The 17,115-nt window shown below is 73.3% G+C and carries 15 protein-coding genes; 5 read left to right on the top strand and 10 right to left on the bottom strand.

The window, feature by feature from the left end; genetic code table 11:
- Positions 1-36: 36 nt before the first annotated feature.
- Entirely contained in the window at positions 37-450 is a 414-nt protein-coding gene (locus QQX13_RS04570) for a hypothetical protein (protein ID WP_301119730.1), read from the top strand.
- Here QQX13_RS04570 and QQX13_RS04565 read toward each other — a convergent pair.
- The 5 genes from QQX13_RS04565 to QQX13_RS04545 all read right to left on the bottom strand — a co-directional run bounded on the left by QQX13_RS04565 (position 437) and on the right by QQX13_RS04545 (position 6,124).
- On the bottom strand, positions 437-1,663 hold the full coding sequence (locus QQX13_RS04565; protein WP_301152625.1) for a cell division protein PerM: 1,227 nt from the start codon (positions 1,661-1,663) through the stop codon (positions 437-439). The genes QQX13_RS04570 and QQX13_RS04565 overlap by 14 nt on opposite strands.
- 242 nt (positions 1,664-1,905) lie before the next feature.
- On the bottom strand, positions 1,906-2,787 hold the full coding sequence (gene sucD, locus QQX13_RS04560) for a succinate--CoA ligase subunit alpha (protein ID WP_301152624.1): 882 nt from the start codon (positions 2,785-2,787) through the stop codon (positions 1,906-1,908).
- 11 nt (positions 2,788-2,798) lie between these two features.
- Positions 2,799-3,971 carry an ADP-forming succinate--CoA ligase subunit beta gene (gene sucC, locus QQX13_RS04555; protein WP_301119723.1) on the bottom strand — a complete coding sequence of 391 codons (1,173 nt, stop codon included), beginning with the start codon at positions 3,969-3,971 and terminating at the stop codon, positions 2,799-2,801.
- 153 nt (positions 3,972-4,124) lie between these two features.
- Positions 4,125-4,772 carry a response regulator transcription factor gene (locus QQX13_RS04550; RefSeq protein ID WP_301152622.1) on the bottom strand — a complete coding sequence of 216 codons (648 nt, stop codon included), beginning with the start codon at positions 4,770-4,772 and terminating at the stop codon, positions 4,125-4,127.
- The gene (locus tag QQX13_RS04545) at positions 4,769-6,124 is read right to left on the bottom strand and encodes a sensor histidine kinase (RefSeq protein ID WP_301152621.1); all 1,356 of its coding nucleotides are present in this window, start codon (positions 6,122-6,124) and stop codon (positions 4,769-4,771) included. The genes QQX13_RS04550 and QQX13_RS04545 overlap by 4 nt, the downstream gene beginning before the upstream one ends.
- Positions 6,125-6,361: 237 nt before the next feature.
- On the opposite strand from QQX13_RS04545, the gene QQX13_RS04540 reads away from it, so the two are divergent.
- A complete protein-coding gene (locus tag QQX13_RS04540; protein ID WP_301152619.1) occupies positions 6,362-8,500 on the top strand; it encodes an MMPL family transporter in 2,139 nt (712 codons plus the stop codon).
- 54 nt (positions 8,501-8,554) lie between these two features.
- Here QQX13_RS04540 and QQX13_RS04535 read toward each other — a convergent pair whose 3' ends face one another.
- Together QQX13_RS04535 and pcrA are read right to left on the bottom strand one after the other, a co-directional pair.
- Positions 8,555-9,505: an L-lactate dehydrogenase gene (locus tag QQX13_RS04535; RefSeq protein ID WP_301119717.1), complete on the bottom strand. Its 951-nt coding sequence runs from the start codon at positions 9,503-9,505 to the stop codon at positions 8,555-8,557.
- A 115-nt stretch (positions 9,506-9,620) separates the two neighbouring features.
- Positions 9,621-12,185: a DNA helicase PcrA gene (gene pcrA / locus QQX13_RS04530; RefSeq protein ID WP_301152617.1), complete on the bottom strand. Its 2,565-nt coding sequence runs from the start codon at positions 12,183-12,185 to the stop codon at positions 9,621-9,623.
- An 87-nt stretch (positions 12,186-12,272) separates the two neighbouring features.
- Here pcrA and QQX13_RS04525 point away from each other — a divergent pair, with 87 nt between their 5' ends.
- A complete protein-coding gene (locus QQX13_RS04525; RefSeq protein ID WP_301119715.1) occupies positions 12,273-12,815 on the top strand; it encodes a hypothetical protein in 543 nt (180 codons plus the stop codon).
- Between the two features lie 19 nt (positions 12,816-12,834).
- Here QQX13_RS04525 and QQX13_RS04520 read toward each other — a convergent pair whose 3' ends face one another.
- From QQX13_RS04520 to QQX13_RS04510, 3 genes are read right to left on the bottom strand one after another with little or no spacing between them, the layout of a single operon-like run.
- Positions 12,835-13,326, bottom strand: coding sequence for a hypothetical protein (locus QQX13_RS04520; protein ID WP_301152616.1), 492 nt, complete (start codon positions 13,324-13,326; stop codon positions 12,835-12,837).
- Between the two features lie 52 nt (positions 13,327-13,378).
- Positions 13,379-14,029 (bottom strand): response regulator, encoded by a 651-nt coding sequence (locus tag QQX13_RS04515; protein ID WP_301119712.1) that lies wholly within the window; start codon positions 14,027-14,029, stop codon positions 13,379-13,381.
- Entirely contained in the window at positions 14,026-15,054 is a 1,029-nt protein-coding gene (locus tag QQX13_RS04510) for a sensor histidine kinase (RefSeq protein WP_301119711.1), read from the bottom strand. The genes QQX13_RS04515 and QQX13_RS04510 overlap by 4 nt, the downstream gene beginning before the upstream one ends.
- A 148-nt stretch (positions 15,055-15,202) precedes the next feature.
- Between QQX13_RS04510 and QQX13_RS04505 the strand changes: the two genes are divergently transcribed.
- Positions 15,203-16,780 (top strand): PspC domain-containing protein, encoded by a 1,578-nt coding sequence (locus tag QQX13_RS04505; protein WP_301152614.1) that lies wholly within the window; start codon positions 15,203-15,205, stop codon positions 16,778-16,780.
- Complete coding sequence (locus QQX13_RS04500) at positions 16,777-17,076, top strand: hypothetical protein (RefSeq protein WP_301119708.1); 300 nt, start codon at positions 16,777-16,779, stop codon at positions 17,074-17,076. Before QQX13_RS04505 ends, QQX13_RS04500 begins: the two co-directional genes overlap by 4 nt.
- The last annotated feature ends 39 nt before the right edge of the window (positions 17,077-17,115 follow it).

Here is a 17,115-nt window from a genome sequence, read left to right as displayed (position 1 = left end):
CGGCATGCTGGTTCCCACCACGACCCGAGGAGACCGATGCCGGACCGCAGCCCCGCCGCCCCACCCGAGGTGGGAAAGGGCGCCCGTCGGGCGGTCCGTTGGAGCCTCGGGCTGCTCGCGGTGACTATGCTCGTCCTGCTCCTCGGACCCACCTGGGCGCTGGCGACGCTGCTGCTCGCCCCCGCCACCGCGGCGGCCATGGTGGTCGCCCTGGTGATGCTCCGCAGCACCCGGCTGGTGGGGCTCAAGGTGATGCTCGCGATCGGGATCGGGGTGTCCGCGATCGCGCTGCTGTACGGGGTGGTGCTGCTCGTGTTCCACGGACCCGTCGACGCGTACACGGAGTGCCAGGCGCGAGCGATCACGCATCAGGCGCAGCGCCAGTGCGAGCAGGACTACGAGGACGCGATCGTCTCGCTGATGGAGCGGTTCGGCCTCACGACGCCGTAGTGCCGGCCCTCGCCGGCTCGTGCACCACCGGAGCCGAGGCTCCGGTGCGTGCGCGGACCCACCGCCACAGCAGCATCGTCCCCCAGACCGCGGCGTAGCCGAGCGCGGTGAGCGATGTTCCCAGGATCACGACGGGCACGGGCTCCGCTCCCGCGACGTCGAGCGGAGGGGCGCCGAGCGACCCGCGCGACAGCACGGTCACCGCGGTCAGGCCGACGGCGACCGAGGCCAGCGCCACCCCGCCCGCACGCGCCGAGGCCCAGTCGATCCCCAGCCGCCACCGCAGCGCGATCCTCACGATCGCTGCGATCACCACCACGCCGACCGGCGCCCACGCCCACCAGCCGCCGGCGACCGTGGGGAGCGCGCCGAGCAGCGGCACGTCCGGCACCGCGCCCGCGGTGAGCGTGTCGGGCGCGTAGAGCGACCCGGCGCCCACGACGAACCCGGGCCCGATCAGCCACGTCAGCCCCCAGGCGACCATGGTCGGCACGTAGGCGAGCTCGGCGATCGCGAGCGCGCCCGCACCGAGGGGGTCGAGGCCCAGCCCGGTCGCCATCTCCGCGATGCCGTCCCGTCCGAGCACCGCGAACGCGGCGGACAGCGCCCCCGCGGCCAGCCACAGCAGCCCGAGCGTGGCGAGGCCGAGCCGCAGTCCCCCGCGCACCTCCCCCGGAAGGCGGTCGAGCAGGTGGAGGCGTGCGCCGTAGGCGCGCCAGATGCCGATCGCGACCGCGGGCGCGGCGATCACCGCGGCCACCGTCGTCGCGCGCGCCACGGAGTCGCCCGTGGTGTCGGTCGCGGCCGTCGCGAGCCCGGCGATGAGCCCCGCGGACGATGCGAAGGCCGCGCAGGCCAGCGCCCAGCTGATCCAGGACTTGGTCGCGAAGCGCCGCGCGACACCCGCGAGGATCAGCCCGCTGAGCAGCGGCAGGCCCAGGGGCACGAGGGAGACCGTGACCCCGCCCGCCACCACCGGCACGCCGTGGCCGAGCAGCCACACGTGGGTCGCCACCGTCGAGGCGCCACCCCAGTCGACCGTCGCGGAGCCGTCGAGGCTCGGGGCGCCGGCGATCGCCGCGAGGGCGGGCGCGAGGACCACCAGATAGGACAGCACCGCGCCCTGGACGCCCGTGAGGAGGCCGCCGGCCCAGCCGGGCAACGCGTCGCGCAGCCGCTCGAGGCGCGAGGGGGCGGGTGCGTCGGCGGGCATGGCACCCATGGTCGCGCGCGTCGAGGACGATGCGGCGGACCGCCGCGCGGCGGCGATCCCGCGAAATGGAGGATCGGTGCACAGAACGCTGCGGTTCTGTGCACCGATCCGCCATTGCAGCGCAGGGGCGGGGCGCGGAGCCCCGTGGCGCGGGGCGCGGCCGGCCGCGGAGCGCCCCCCGCCGCGGACGCGAACGGGGGCCGGACGCGTGCGCGCCCGGCCCCCGCATCGTCCACCCGTGATCAGGCGGTGAGGATCTCCCGCATCAGGCGAGCGGTCTCGGACGGCGTCTTGCCGACCTTGACGCCGGCGGCCTCGAGGGCCTCCTTCTTCGCCTGCGCCGTGCCGGCGGAGCCCGACACGATGGCGCCGGCGTGGCCCATCGTCTTGCCCTCGGGCGCCTCGAAGCCCGCGACGTAGCCGACGACGGGCTTGGTCACGTTGGCCTTGATGAAGGCCGCCGCCCGCTCCTCGGCGTCGCCGCCGATCTCGCCGATCATGACGATCGCGGCGGTGTCGGGGTCGTTCTCGAAGGCCTCGAGGCAGTCGATGTGGGTGGTGCCCACGATCGGGTCGCCGCCGATGCCCACGGCGGTGGTGAAGCCGATGTCGCGCAGCTCGAAGAGCATCTGATAGGTCAGGGTCCCGGACTTCGACACCAGGCCGATCTTGCCGGGGCCCGTGATGGTGGCCGGCGTGATGCCCACGTTGGACTGGCCGGGCGTGATGAGGCCCGGGCAGTTCGGGCCGATCAGGCGCGTGCCCTTCGACTGGGCGTAGGCGAAGAACTCCGCCGTGTCCGCGACCGGGACGCCCTCGGTGATGATCACCACGAGCGGCATGCCGGCGTCGACGGCCTCCATGACGGCGGCCTTGGTGAACGGCGGCGGCACGAACAGCACGGAGACGTCCGCGCCCGTGGCCGCCATCGCCTCGGCGACGGTGCCGAACACCGGCACGGTCACGTCGGCGGGGAACTCGACCTCGGTGCCCGCCTTGCGGGGGTTGACCCCGCCGACGATGGTCGTGCCCGACGCGAGCATGCGCTGCGTGTGCTTCATGCCCTCGGAGCCGGTCATGCCCTGGACGATCACCTTGGACTCTGCGGTGAGGAAGATGGCCATTGCGTTGCTCCTTAGGATGCCGCGGCGGCGAGCTCGGCGGCCTTGGCCGCGGCGCCGTCCATGGTGTCGACGATGGTCACGAGCGGGTGGTTCGCGGCGGCGAGGATCGCGCGCCCCTCCTCGACGGCGTTGCCGTCGAGACGGACCACCAGCGGCTTCGAGGCCTCGTCGCCGAGCGCTTTCAGCGCCCCGACGATGCCGTCGGCGACCGCGACGCACGACGTGATGCCGCCGAACACGTTCACGAACACCGACTTCACCTGCGCGTCGTGGAGGATCACGTCGAGGCCGTTGGCCATCACCTCGGCCGAGGCGCCGCCGCCGATGTCGAGGAAGTTCGCGGGCTTCTGGCCGCCGAACTGCTCGCCCGCGTACGCGACCACGTCCAGGGTGGACATCACGAGGCCCGCGCCGTTGCCGATGATCCCCACGGAGCCGTCGAGCTTCACGTAGTTGAGGTTCATGTGCTTGGCCTTGGCCTCGAGCGGGTTCGCCGCGGCCTTGTCCTCGAGCGCGGCGTGGTCCTCGTGGCGGAACTCGGCGTTCTCGTCGAGGGTGACCTTGCCGTCGAGGGCGATGATCGACCCGTCCTCGGTGCGCACCAGGGGGTTGACCTCGACCAGGGTCGCGTCCTCGTTCTTGTACACGTCCCACAGCCGGGAGATCACGTCGGCGACCGGCGCCTTCAGGTCCTCCGGGAAGCCCGCGACGTCGACGATCTCGGCGGCCTTCGCGGCGTCGATGCCGACCAGCGGGTCCACGGCGACCTTCGCCAGCGCGTCGGGCCGCTCGACCGCGAGCTGCTCGATCTCCATGCCGCCCTCGACCGAGCACATCGCGAGGTAGCGGCGCTCGGCGCGGTCCAGCAGGACGGAGAAGTAGAACTCCTCGGCGATCGCGGCGCCCGCGGCGATCATCACCCGGTGGACGGTGTGACCCTTGATGTCCATGCCGAGGATCGCGGCGGCATGCGCCTCGGCCTCCTCGGGCGAGCGGGCGAGCTTGACGCCGCCGGCCTTGCCTCGCCCTCCGGTCTTGACCTGGGCCTTGACGACGCAGACGCCGCCTCCCAGCTGCTCGGCCGCGGCGCGTGCCTCGGCGGGGGTGGTGGCGACGATGCCGGGGAGCACGGGGACCCCGTGCTTCTCGAACATGTCGCGCGCCTGGTACTCGTACAGGTCCATGCACTGTCCTCACGCGAGAGTGCGCGCCCGCGTCGGCGCGCGTCCGATGGTGCGTAGGTCAGCCTACCCATGACCGGCGACGCTTCGGGACCATGGTCCCGAAAAATGTCGACAAAATTGTCGCCAAAGGTGGGCGACGATGCGGTGGACAGATCAGCCCGCCGTCTCCCCGGGCGCGACGAAGCCGGTCTCGTACGCCGCGATGACCGCCTGCGTGCGGTCGCGCACGCCGAGCTTGGTGAGGATCGAGGCGACATGGGACTTCACCGTCTCGACGGACACGAACATCTCGGAGGCGATCTCGCCGTTGGACAGTCCGCGCGCCAGCGCGCGCAGCACATCCTGCTCGCGATCGGTCAGCTCCGGCAGCGTCCCGCCGGGCTCCCGCGTGGCGAAGCGCTCGATCACGGAGCGGGTCGATGCGGGGAACAGCAGCGACTCCCCCGCGGCGACGACGCGCGCGGCCTCGATGAGCTCGGCGGGCGGCACCCGCTTGAGCACGAACCCCGACGCTCCCGACCGCAGCGCCTCGAAGACGTACTCGTCGACCTCGAAGGTGGTCAGCACCAGGACCGCGACGCCGGGGGCCGAGGCGAGGATCCGGCGCGTCGCCTCGAGCCCGTCCATGCCGGGCATCCGGATGTCCATGAGCATGACGTCGGGCCGCGCCTGGGCCGCCAGGGCCACCGCGGCGGCACCGTCGCCCGCCTCACCCACGACCTCCCACCCCGGCTCGGACCCCATGATCGCGCGCAGCCCCATCCGCACCAGCGGGTCGTCGTCCACGATCGCGATCCTCATGGCGCCACCTTGGCACGCAGCCCCGCCCACGGCGACCCGGGCTCGCCGGCCCCGATCTCCGTGCCGAGCGGCAGCAGCGCGCGGACGGCGAAGCCGCCGGCCTCGGGGCCCAGCGCGGCGACGCCGCCCATCAGGCCCACCCGGTCGCGGATGCCGGCGAGGCCACGCCCGCCCGCCGCCCGGTCGCGCGGCGCGGGCACTCCGGCGGCGGGGCCGTTGACCACAGCGATCCCGAGAGCGTCCCCATCCCGCGCGACCAGCACGTCGACCGGCGCGCCCGGCGCGTGCCGCGCGGCGTTGGTGAGCGCCTCCCGGACCACGGCGTACGCGGTCCGGCCCAGGGCGCCGGCGATCCCGTCCGCATCGACGCGGCACGTCACCGTGGCCCCGGCGCGCCTCGACGCGCCCGCCAGCTCCTCGATCTGCTCGACGGAGGGCAGCGGGGCGAGCGGCGCATCGTCGCCACGGATGGTCGCGATGATCCGGTCCAGCTCGCCCATGGCGGCACGCCCGCGCTCCTCGATGTTCTGCAGCGCGCGCCTGGCGAACTCGGGGTCGGAGTCGAACACGTGGGCCCCGGCCCCGGCCTGCACCACGTTCATGGTGATCATGTGGCCGATGCTGTCGTGCAGCTCCTGGTCGATGCGGACCTGGGCCTCCGCCCGCTCCGCGCGAGCGGTGGCCTCACGTGCGGCCGCGCTCACGCGCGGGCCGAGCGCCCAGCGCGCGAGAGCACGGTGGAGGGAGGCGAAGGCGCGCGCCGCGAGCGTCAGCGCGGGCGCGATCAGGAGCGCGAGCGGCAGGGCTGCGTAGCCCCAGCGCCACCCGCCCGCGTCGAGCGCGGCCTCGGCGGTCGCCTCGGTCGAGACGTCGATCCAGCCGACCTCGTAGCCGAGCACCAGCCCGAAGGCCACGACGAGCGACACCGGCAGCACCACGGCGACCAGGGCGATCGCGAACCCGACCGGGCCGGTGACGATCCGGACGGACACCCACGCGAGGACGCGCCACGCGGCGGCGTCATGAGCGAGCTCGAGCGTGTACCTCGCGGCCCTGGCGCCCGCCGAGACCCGAGCGTCGGAGCGCGGGCGGGCGTCAGGGGGAGGGATGCGCACGCCGAGCAGCCCGTTCACCTGGGCGCGCTCGACCGCCCCGACCCACCGCATCGACACCTGGGTGGCGACGAACACCGCGAAGCCGACCCAGACGATCAGCAGGCTCAGCGACACCGCGTACATGGTGATCGCGTAGACGAACCAGACCACCCCCATCGGCAGTCCGAGCAGCAGGAACCCGAGCTCGCCGGCGGTGCGGGACGAGTAGGGCGCTGCGAGGTACCTCAGGAAGCTCATGTCCTCATCGTGCCTGGTGCAGACCTTCATCACCACGCCCGCACGGCGGATCCCGACTCCCCCGTCCGGGGGATCCCCGAGGGGTGCTCCCCCGCGCGCACCGGGGACGAACCCCCCTCGCGGGGCAGCGATCTCGCTCTCGAGCGGGCTGTGCCCGACCCCGTCGGCGCGGAACCGTGGAGACAGCGGCGCACCATGACTCCGACCGGCGCCGCGGGGCCGAAGGGGGACTCCATCATGACCATCGCACTCACCGGGCGGATCGCCCGGGCCTCGGCCTCACGGCCCTGGCTCACCATCCTCGGATGGGTCGTGCTCATCGCGGCCTCCGTGGTCCTCGCGGGAGGGCTGGGCGACGCGCTCACCCAGGCCGACCGCAACCTCGTCACCACCGAGTCGGACACGGCGGCGGCCATCGACTCACGCGAGCGCGGCGACGGCACCGGCCCGATCACCGAGACCGTCGTGGTGCAGGCCGACGACCCGGCGGCGCTCGCGGCCGGCGCGGACGCCGCGGCCGACGCGACGGCCACCGTCGCGGGTGTCGACTCGGCGACCGTGCTGCCCGCGCCCTCGCAGTCGGGCCGCTCCGCTCTGGTCCAGATCACGGTCGACCGCGATCACCCCGAGGCCACGGGCACCGACCTGCTCGCGGCGGTCGACGGCCTGGCCGTCGACGGCGCGACGTTCTCCAGCTACGGCCCCCTCACGGGAGAGGCGATGTTCGACGGGCTCGCGGAGGACACGCTGGTGCGCGGCGAGCTGATCGGCATCGGCGTCGCCGTGCTCATCCTGCTCGTCGTCTTCGGCGCGCTCGTCGCGGCCGGCATCCCGCTGCTGGTGAGCCTGGTGGCGATCACGACCGCGGTCGGCGCCACCGCCGTGGTGGGGGCCGCGTTCGACCTCTCCTTCTTCATCGTGAACATGATCACGATGATGGGCCTCGCCCTCGGCGTCGACTACACGCTGGTGACCGTGCAGCGCTTCCGCGAGGAGCTCGGTCACGGCCGCAGCCCGCTCGACGCGGTGACCGTCGCGGGCTCGACCGCCAACCGCGCGGTCCTGTTCTCGGGCCTCACCGTCCTGGTCTCGCTCGCCGGCATGCTGCTGGTGCCCAACACGCTGATGCGCAGCCTCGGGGCGGGCGCGATGCTCGCGGCGATCATGTCGGTCGTCACGGCGCTCACGCTCCTGCCGGCGGTCCTCCGCCTGCTGGGGTCCCGCGTGAACAAGGGCCGCATCCCGCTCAGCCGCGCGGGGCGCGAGCCGCGCGCGTGGCGCGGGATAGCCCGCGTGGTGACGGGCCGCCCGGTGGCGAGCCTCGTGACCGGGCTCGTGGCGCTCGTCGCGCTGGCGGCGCCGATCGCGGGCATCCGGCTCGCGTTCCCCGGCCTCGAGGCGCTGCCCGCGGACAACGAGTTCCGCGTCGCGTCCGAGGTCCTCGTGGAGGACTTCGGCTTCGGCGGGGAGTCGACGGTCGTCGCCATCGAGGGCGCCTCCTCCGACCCGGCCGCCGTCGAGGAGCTGGCGGCGTGGATCGAGGACTCCCCGGGCTTCGCCGAGACCACGGTCGACGTGCGAGGTGACGCGGCGTTCATCGACACCAAGGACGTCTACGGCGGGGCCGACCCGCGGGCGGAGCAGGCGATCGTCGACCTGCGCGACCACATCGCCGGGACCGGCCTCGACGCCTACGTCGGCGGCGACCAGGCGGGCGGCCTGGACTTCACGGGGCTGATCACGGAGGCGACGCCGTGGGTGCTCCTCGCGGTGCTCGGCGCGTCGTTCGTCCTGCTGCTGATCGCGTTCCGCTCGATCGTCATCCCCGCGACGGCGATCCTCCTGAACCTGCTCAGCGCAGCGGCCGCGTACGGCCTCATGGTGATCGTGTTCCAGTGGGGCCTGGGCGCCGAGCTGCTCGGCATGCCGCACACCGAGGCGATCGCGCCGTGGATCCCGCTGTTCCTGTTCGCCGTCCTGTTCGGGCTGTCGATGGACTACCACGTGTTCCTGCTGACACGCATCAAGGAGCGTCACGACGCGGGCGACACCACCAAGGCGGCGGTCGTGCACGGGGTCAGCCGGACGGGGTCGCTCATCACCGGCGCGGCCCTCATCATGGTCGCGGTGTTCGCGGGCTTCGCCCTGGGCGACCTGGCCGAGTTCGCGCAGATGGGGTTCGGGCTCGCCGCGGCGGTCATCATCGACGCGACCGTGGTCCGCACCATCCTGGTGCCGTCCCTGATGACGCTGCTCGGCCGCTGGAACTGGTACCTGCCGCGCGGCCTCGGGTGGCTGCCCGAGATGCGCATCGAGGCCGAGCCCGCCCCGGTCCGGCCGGAGCGCGAGCCCGCGCTCGTGCCCGTCGCGCGCTGAGGACCAGGCAGCCCCGGACCGGTCATCCGGTCCGGGGCTGCGATGCGCGGCCCGTCAGACGGCGAAGCGCTCGAAGGTCTCGCGGATCGAGCGCGCCGACGCCTCCAGCGCCGCCTCCTCCGAGGCGTCCATGGGCACGGTCGCGTGGTGCTCGATCCCGTTGCGGCCGATCACCGCGGGCAGCGACATGCAGACCTCGCCGACGCCGGGGTAGTCGATGAGCGTCGAGACGGGCATGATCCGGCGCTGGTCGCCGAGCACCGCCTCGACGATCCGCGCGCCAGCGGCGCCGATCGCGTAGTTGGTCGCGCCCTTGCCCTCGATGATCGTGTACGCCGACCGCATGACGTCGTGGTGGATGCGCTCCCGCACCTCCTCCGTCATGACGACGTTCCCCGCTCGGTCACGCCACTCCATGAGCGGCTGACCGCCGATGGTCGCCGACGACCAGAGCGCGACCTCGGAGTCCCCGTGCTCGCCCGCGATGTACGCGTGCACGTTGCCCACCGCGATGTCGCATTCGGCGGCGATCTGGTGGCGCAGCCGGGAGGTGTCGAGCGCGGTGCCGGAGCCGAACATGCGCGCCGGGTCCATGCCGGACTTCTTGACGGCGGCGAGGGTGACCACGTCGACCGGGTTGGTGACGAGGATGTAGATCGCGTCCGGCGCGACCTCGAGCAGCGGGGGCAGGACCTTGTCCATCAGCGAGATGGTCGCGCCCGCCAGGTCCATGCGCGACTGGCCGGGCTGCTGCTTGGCGCCGGCGGTGATGACCACCACGTCGGAGTTCTCCACCACGCCCACGTCGTTCGAGCCGAGCACCGTCGCCTCGGGCATGAACTGGATGCCCTGGGCGAGGTCGAGCGCCTCCGCCTCGACCTTCGCCTTGTTGATGTCGTAGAGGGCGACGGTGCGGGCGAAACCGCGCATCAGCCCTGCGTAGGCGAGGGTCGCGCCCACGGCGCCCGCTCCCACGATCGAGACCTTCGACGTCCTGGCATCCATGAATGATCCTCCCCGGGATGAGTCCTGCGACGAGCCTAGTGGGGTGCCAGGGACGGCGGGAATGGCTGGACGATGCGGCGTCACGGCCGGTGGCGGTCGCACCGCCGGCGGCGCGTCAGAGCTTCTCGAGCGAGTTGAAGCGCAGCACCAGACGCTTGACGTCGCCGCCGAAGTCGACCTTCACCACGGCGTTGCGCCCGACCCCCTCGGTGCCCACCACCTTGCCCATGCCGAACTTGTCGTGCAGCACGCGCTCGCCGACCTCGAAGCCGATGTCGCCGCCGCCCGCGCCGGGCGGGCTCGGCGGCACGCGGCGCGTCCGCACGGCCCCGGCGCGCGCGTAGGAGTTGCCGTCCTCGCGGTCCTGGTTGCCGCCGTAGCCCATCCCGGACCAGGCGCCGGAGCGCGACGTACCCGAGTCGGACCGCGCCCTCAGCGACGCCATCGAGGGCGTGGAGCGGGTCCACTCCATGAGCTCGGCCGGGATCTCGTCGACGAACCGCGACGCCCCGAAGTACTGCGGCGCGCCCCAGCTCGACCGCGCCTCCGCGCGCGTCAGGTACAGCCGCTCGCGCGCCCGCGTGAGGCCCACGTAGGCGAGCCGGCGCTCCTCCTCCATGTCCTTGGGGTCACCTGACTCGATCGACCGCATGTGGGGGAACGTGCCGTCCTCCATGCCGGTGAGGAACACCACGGGGAACTCGAGGCCCTTGGCGGTGTGGAGGGTCATCATCGTCACCACGCCGCCGGCTCCGGCGGAGTCCGGCAGCTGGTCGGCGTCCGCCACCAGGGCGACCTTCTCGAGGAAGTCCGCGAGGGTCCCCTCGGGGTTCTCCTCGGAGAACTCCCGCCCGACCGCCACGAGCTCCATGATGTTCTCGATGCGGCTCGCGTCCTGCGGGTCCTCGCTCGACCTCAGCGAGGCGAGCAGCCCGGACCGGTCGGCGATCGCGTCGAGCACGCCCGCGGGCCCGTTGTCCCGCGCCAGCGCTCGCAGGTCGTCCATCAGGCGCACGAACTCGCCGATCGCGCGCTCCGAGCGCGCCTGGAGCCCCGCATCGTCCAGGCGCCGCAGCGCGGTCCCGAAGCTCGCCTGCTCGCCCGCCGCGACCAGCGTGCGGCGCACGCCCTCGACGGCCTCGACCGCGGTGTCGCCGATGCCCCGCTTGGGCTCGTTGATGATGCGCCGGGTGGCCACGTCGTCGTCCTCGTTCACCACGGCGGCGAGGTACGCGAGCATGTCCTTGATCTCCTTGCGCTCGTAGAAGCGCGTCCCGCCGATCACCTTGTAGGGGATCTCGGCGCGGATGAAGCGCTCCTCGACGGCGCGGGACTGCGCGTTCGCGCGGTACATGATCGCGACGTCCGACGGAGCGACGCCCTCGTCGTCGATGAGGCGTCGGATCTCCTTCGCGATGTACTGCGCCTCCTCCTGCTCGGTGTCGGCGGCGTAGCCCGCGATCTTCTCCCCCGCGCCGGAGTCGGTCCACAGGTTCTTGGGCCGGCGGTCGGAGTTGTTCTCGATGACCGCGTTGGCGGCGCTGAGGATATTCTGCGTCGACCGGTAGTTCTGCTCGAGGCGCACGATGTGCGCGTTCGGGTAGTCCTTCTCGAACTCGAGGATGTTGCGGATGGTCGCGCCGCGGAAGGCGTAGATCGACTGGTCGGCGTCGCCCACGACCGTCAGCTCGCTCGGCGGCAGGCTCGGGTCGCCCTCCTGCCCCACCAGCTCGCGCACCAGCACGTACTGCGCGTGGTTGGTGTCCTGGTACTCGTCGACCAGGATGTGGCGGAAGCGCTCGCGGTAGGCGCGCGCGACCTGCGGATGGTTCTGCACCAGGCGCACGGTCTTCACGATGATGTCGTCGAAGTCGACGGCGTTGGCGGCCTCGAGACGGCGCTGGTAGAGCGGATACGCGGTGGCGGCGGCGTGCTCGATCGAGAACTTGCTCGCCATCGCGGCGCCGGCGAGCGCGACCTCGGGGTCGATCAGCTCGTCCTTGAACTTGCCGATGCGTCCCAGGATCGCCTTCGGCGTGAACTTCTTGGGGTCGAGGTTCAGCTCCTTCATCACGAGCTTCATCAGGTTGACCGAGTCGGCCGTGTCGTAGATGGAGAAGCTCGAGCTGAGCCCCGCGAGCTGGTGGTCCGCGCGCAGGATCCGCACGCACGCGCTGTGGAAGGTCGCGACCCACATCCCGCGGGCCTCGGGACCGACCAGCGCGGCGACGCGCTCGCGCATCTCCCCCGCGGCCTTGTTGGTGAACGTGATGGCGAGGATCTGGTGCGGCCGCGCGCGGCCGGCCTCGAGCAGGTGCGCGATGCGGTGCGTCAGCACCCGCGTCTTGCCGGAGCCGGCGCCGGCGATGATGAGCAGCGCCTCCCCCTCGTGGAGGACGGCCTCCGCCTGCGGCGGATTGAGCCCCTCGACCAGGGACGATGCGCCGCGCGCCGGGCGGTTGGCGGCCGGACGGGACGATGCGGCGGGCACGGCCGCGGGCGGCACCCAGGCGTCCGCGGGCTCCGGCTCGTGCCCGTGGTCGTCCTCGGGCCAGGGCTCGGGGTCCGGCTCCTGCGGCGGCTCCCAGGCGTCCGCGGGCGAGATGCGCGCGGGCTCGGCGGACGGGTCGGGCGTGGGCTCGGTCGGAACCGTGCCGTCGAGATCGAAGAGCGCATCCATGACCTGAGAAGTGTAGGCGCTGGCTCCGACGTCCGGGGGCTGCTCACGCGATGCCGTGCATGGCCCCGGAGCACGTACGCTCGAGCCATGCGACGCATCGTCCCGATCCTCGGCGCCCTCGCCGCCGCGACCCTGCTGGCGGGGTGCTCCGCCGACGACCAGGGGGCGGTCGACGCCGCCCTCGCGTGGGACGGCGCCGCCGCCGGGGTCGCCGAGCTCGAGTGCGCCGACCTCCAGACGGACTGGTCCGAGGACGCGACCACCCGGCCCGAGCGGTGCTGGACGTTCGAGGAGTCGGACGGGCTCCCCGGCGCGTTCGCGGCGATCACGACGTCCTTCAGCGAGGCCGTCGGCAGCGAGCCCACGTTCGGCCCGAGCTGCGCCGCGTGGACCGAGACCCAGCGGTCCCTGGGCTGCCAGGCGCGCTGGACGGTCGGCGACACCACGGTGCTGCTGACCAGCGGCCTGACGCTCGAGTGGTTGGGGAGCATGGTCGAGGAGGACCCCGCCGCGGACATCCTCGACCCGACGCTGACCGCCACCCACGAGCTCACCCTGTGGATCGGCGGCGAGGAGCTCGAGGAGGGCCTCGACCAGGCGGAGCTCTTCTACACGGACCCCGCGGCCTGAGCCGTCCGGTCCGGCGCCGTCAGGAGGCGTGCGCGACCGTCCCGAAGCGCTCGAGGTCCGCGAGCGCGGCGTCGGCGGCGGTTCGGACCTCGGCGTCGTCGTCGTACTTGCTGAGACCCAGCAGGATCCGCCACACCTCGCGGTCGGCCTGCGCCTGACCCCCGCGCGCGAGGATCGAGAAGCACGTCGCGCTCGTCACGCGCATGGGAGCGCGCGGGTCCGCCGCGAGCTCCTTGAGCAACGGGACCAGCCGGGCCAGCTCGGCGATGCGCGCCGCGCGCGCCTGCTCCCGTTGCCGCCGGTCCATGACCGGCAGCTCCTCGGTGGGCACCGCGGCCTCCGCGACGTGCTCGGCGGCGACAGCCTGCGCCCGGTACTGATGGAGCCCGACCCAGAAGTCGAGCGCCCGGAGCGGGCTCGTGTCCGGGTGCCCGGACCAGGCGTGCGGCAGGTCGGTCGCGTCGAGCTCGGGCCGCTGAGGGACCTGGGGGTTCGCATCGATGCGGGGCATGAAGAAAAGACTAGTCAAATCGGACATTTCCACAAGTCCCGCGCGGGGGATGTCAGACGATCCGACGCTGCGCGGCCCAGTGCGCGAGCTCGTGGCGGTTCGACAGCTGCAGCTTGTGCAGCACCTTGCCCACGTGCGTCTCGACGGTCTTGATCGAGATGAAGAGCTTCTCCCCCACCTCGCGGTAGGTGTACCCGCGGGCGATCAGCCGCATCACCTCCTGCTCGCGCTCGGTGAGCTTGTCGAGATCCTCGTCGGCCGCGGCGACCTCACCCCCGGCCGCGCCGAACGCGTCGAGCACGAACCCCGCGAGACGCGGCGAGAACACCGCGTCCCCGCCCGCGACGCGACGCACGGCGTCCGAGAGATCGGGACCGGAGATCGACTTGGTGACGTAGCCGCGGGCGCCGGCGCGCACCGTGGCCACCACGTCCTCGGCGGCGTCGGACACCGACAGCGCGAGCACGCGAGGCGCGCCCGGACGGTGCAGGACCTCCGCCAGCACGTCGAGCGCACCTCCCCCGGTCCCGCCCGGGAGGTGCACGTCGAGGATGACCACCTGCGGCTGCCGCTCGCGGATCTCGGCGACGGCCGACTCGACGTCGCGCGCCTCGCCGATCACCTCGATGTCGGGGGCGAGGCTCTCGCGCACCCCCACCCGGATCACGTCGTGGTCGTCCACGATCACCACGGTCACGCTCATGAGCGGTCCTCTCTCGCCTCGGGATGGATCACGATCGCCACCTCGGTGCGGCCGCCCGGCACCGACGCGACCGTGGCGGTGCCGCCGAACCGGGCGACGCGCCCCACGATCGACTCGCGGATCCCGAGACGGCCCTCGGGGATCGCCTCGGGGTCGAAGCCCGGGCCGCCGTCGCGCACGAACGCCTCGAAGGCGCGCTCGGTCACCTCCGCGTAGACGGAGTAGGGCGGGACGGCGTGGCGGGCCGCGTTGGTCGCCGCCTCCGCGACCGCGCGCACGGCGGCATGCAGCGCGCCGGTCGTCTGCGTGTCGCCGACCGTCACCAGCTCGATCTCGACGCCCTGGCGGTCCTCGACCTCCGCGATGGCCTCCGCGAGCGCGACGGCCACGGACGCGGCGGCGCTCTGACGCTCCTGGTAGAGGTAGGTCCGCAGGTCACGTTCCTGGGCACGCGCGAGCCGCGCCACGGCGGCCGGGTCGTCCGCCTTCGCGCGGATGAGGGTCAGGGTCTGCAGCACCGAGTCGTGGAGGTGCGCGGCGATCTCCGCGCGCTCGAACTCCCGCACGCGGCGCTCGCGCTCGATCCTCACCTGGCGGATCAGCCGCAGCCACCATGGCGCGAGCAGCAGGCCGAGCCCGACCACGATCACCAGCGGGATCGCGAGCGCCCGCACCACGGGGTTCCAGTCGGGGTCGGCCTGCGCGAACCACCACAGCGCTCCGATCGCGAGCGCGAGGCCGGCCAGCATCCGCAGCCACACCTCGCGCGAGAACAGTGCGACCACGTCGGGGCGGCGCGCGTCGAGCTGCACCGCGTTCTCGAGCGGGCTCCACACGAGCACCACACCGATGATGAAGACCAGCAGCGGCAGCAGCCACCACGACAGCTGCGCCCAGTGGAACCGGTGCGCGAGCAGCGCGATCGCGATCGCGAGCAGCACGCCGCCGACGAGCGCGCGCCACCACTGCGGCGCCGTGCGGCGACGCTCCAGCGGGTGCGCGAGGCGGGCGGACGATGCGGTCACGGATCCAGGGTCGCACAGGCCCCCGACCAGGGGCGTCGGTCGGAGGGACGATGCCGGGCCGTGGTCGAAGATCAGGGTGCGGATCAGGGGGTCCCCTCATAGCGGCGAGGCGGGCCGTGGCGGGAGGATCGAGGCAGAAGGAGGAGACATGACCGACCAGCAGACCCCGCCCCAGGAGGCCGGGTTCTTCACCACCGTCCGCGGATGGGGGCTCGCCCGCGGCGACGAGCGCGTCCTCGGCGGCGTCGCGAGCGGCATCGCCGCTCGCCTCGGATGGCGCGTCGGCTGGACCCGCGTGGGCGTGCTCGCCGTGGTCCTGCTCGTCAGCGGGCTCGGAGCGCTGGGCTACGCCGCCGCCTGGGCGCTGCTGCCCGACCGCGAGGGCCGCATCATCGCGCAGGACTTCGGGCGCGGCGTGCCCAACGTGGGCGCGCTCATCATGATCGGGATCATCGCGCTCGCCGGGCTGCTCGGCCTCGCGAACGCGGGCGACGGCCCGTTCGGCTGGGCCGGCGGGTGGCCGGTGAACGGCGCCTGGGACGGCCCGGGCCACAGCGTCGTGTCGGCGATCGCGACCGTGGCGGCCGTCGCCGTCCCGCTCCTGATCGTCGGCGGGATCGTCGGCCTCATCGTCTGGCTGGTGCGGCGCGACCGCACCCCCCGACCCGACGACGGCACCCCGCCGGTCTACGCCGCGCCGCCCGCCTGGGCGGCGGAGCGTCAGCAGCGCCGCGCTGCCGCGCACGCCGAGGCGTACGCGGCAGCGGACGCCGCCCGCGCGGCGGGCCAGGAGGCCGCGGACACGGCGCGCGCCGCCGCCCAGCACGCCGCCGCGGCCGCCACCGCGGCGACCGCGTGGACCGCCTCCACGCCCCCGCCGGTCGCGCCCGCGGCACCGCCCCGCCCCCCGCGCCCGCCGCGCGTCCCCGGACCCGGAGCCGGCTTCCACCTGCTCACGCTCGCGTGGCTGGTGCTGTCCGCCGCCGGCACGGCCTGGGCAGGGTGGAACGACCGCCTCGCGGTGCACCCCGTGCTCGCCTGGTTCGCGCTGTTCGTCACGGGCCTGGGCGTGATCCTCGCGCTGGTCGCGCTCAGCGGCCGCCGCCTCGGTTCCCTCGCGTTCCTGTCCGCGGTGCTGCTCGTGCCCACGGCCGTCATGATCGTCCAGGCGGACAAGGTGGTCGAGGGGTGGAGCGACCGGTGGCTCCCGCGCGTCGAGGTGATCCGCGGCGACGGCGGCGAGGTGGTTCGCGTCGAGGTCGGCGACGGCACCCTCACCGTGGGCGAGGACGGCGACGTCACGCTCGGAGACCCGGAGGCCGTCGAGACGGCGGAGCCGGAGCTCACCGAGGCGTCCGTGCTCGACAAGTTCGACACCGACTACCAGCGGATCATGCTCCCCGGCGACTGCTACGCGAGCCGCGAGGCCCTCGACGCCTCCGGGATGTCGGTCGGGCTGGTCGACGAGTCCCTGATGGACGCCGACCAGACCGTCGACGTCACGGCCGGGTACACCACGGTACGGATCCCGCGCGGCACCGGACTCGCCATCGCGACCGACGACTCGAGCTACTCGACCGTCCACTGGGTCGAGCGGGGGGTCACCTGCGAGGTCTGGGACGGCTCCCCCGTGAGCCTCGCCGCCACCGACCAGCCCACCCTCACGCTGAAGGTCGCGAACCCGGAGGGCTACGCCAGCATCGTCATCGAGGAGGCCGCATCATGAGCACCGCCGACACCACCGCATCGTCCCCCCGTCCGGACCCGCGCAAGCCCTGGAGCGAGCGCATGACCGGCGTGATCTGGGCCGCGATCGTCACGGCCGGCGGCGGATTCCTCATCGCCGCGCTGTCGGGCTACGACGTCGACCTCGAGCTCATCGCGATCGTCGCGCTCGTCGCCCTCGGCGGCTGGCTGCTCTTCTCCGCGATCGCGGTGTCCATGCGCAACCGCCCGCGCCGCGGCGACACCTGGGAGATCACCGATCCCGCACCGTCCCCGGAGCCGCGCTCGGAGGACTGAGCCGACACACGACGAGGGCCGTCACGCAGCGTGCGTGAC

The sequence above is a fragment of the Demequina lignilytica genome (assembly GCF_030418375.1).
Taxonomy (GTDB): domain Bacteria; phylum Actinomycetota; class Actinomycetes; order Actinomycetales; family Demequinaceae; genus Demequina; species Demequina lignilytica.
This window is presented reverse-complemented; position numbering and strand designations above follow the sequence as displayed.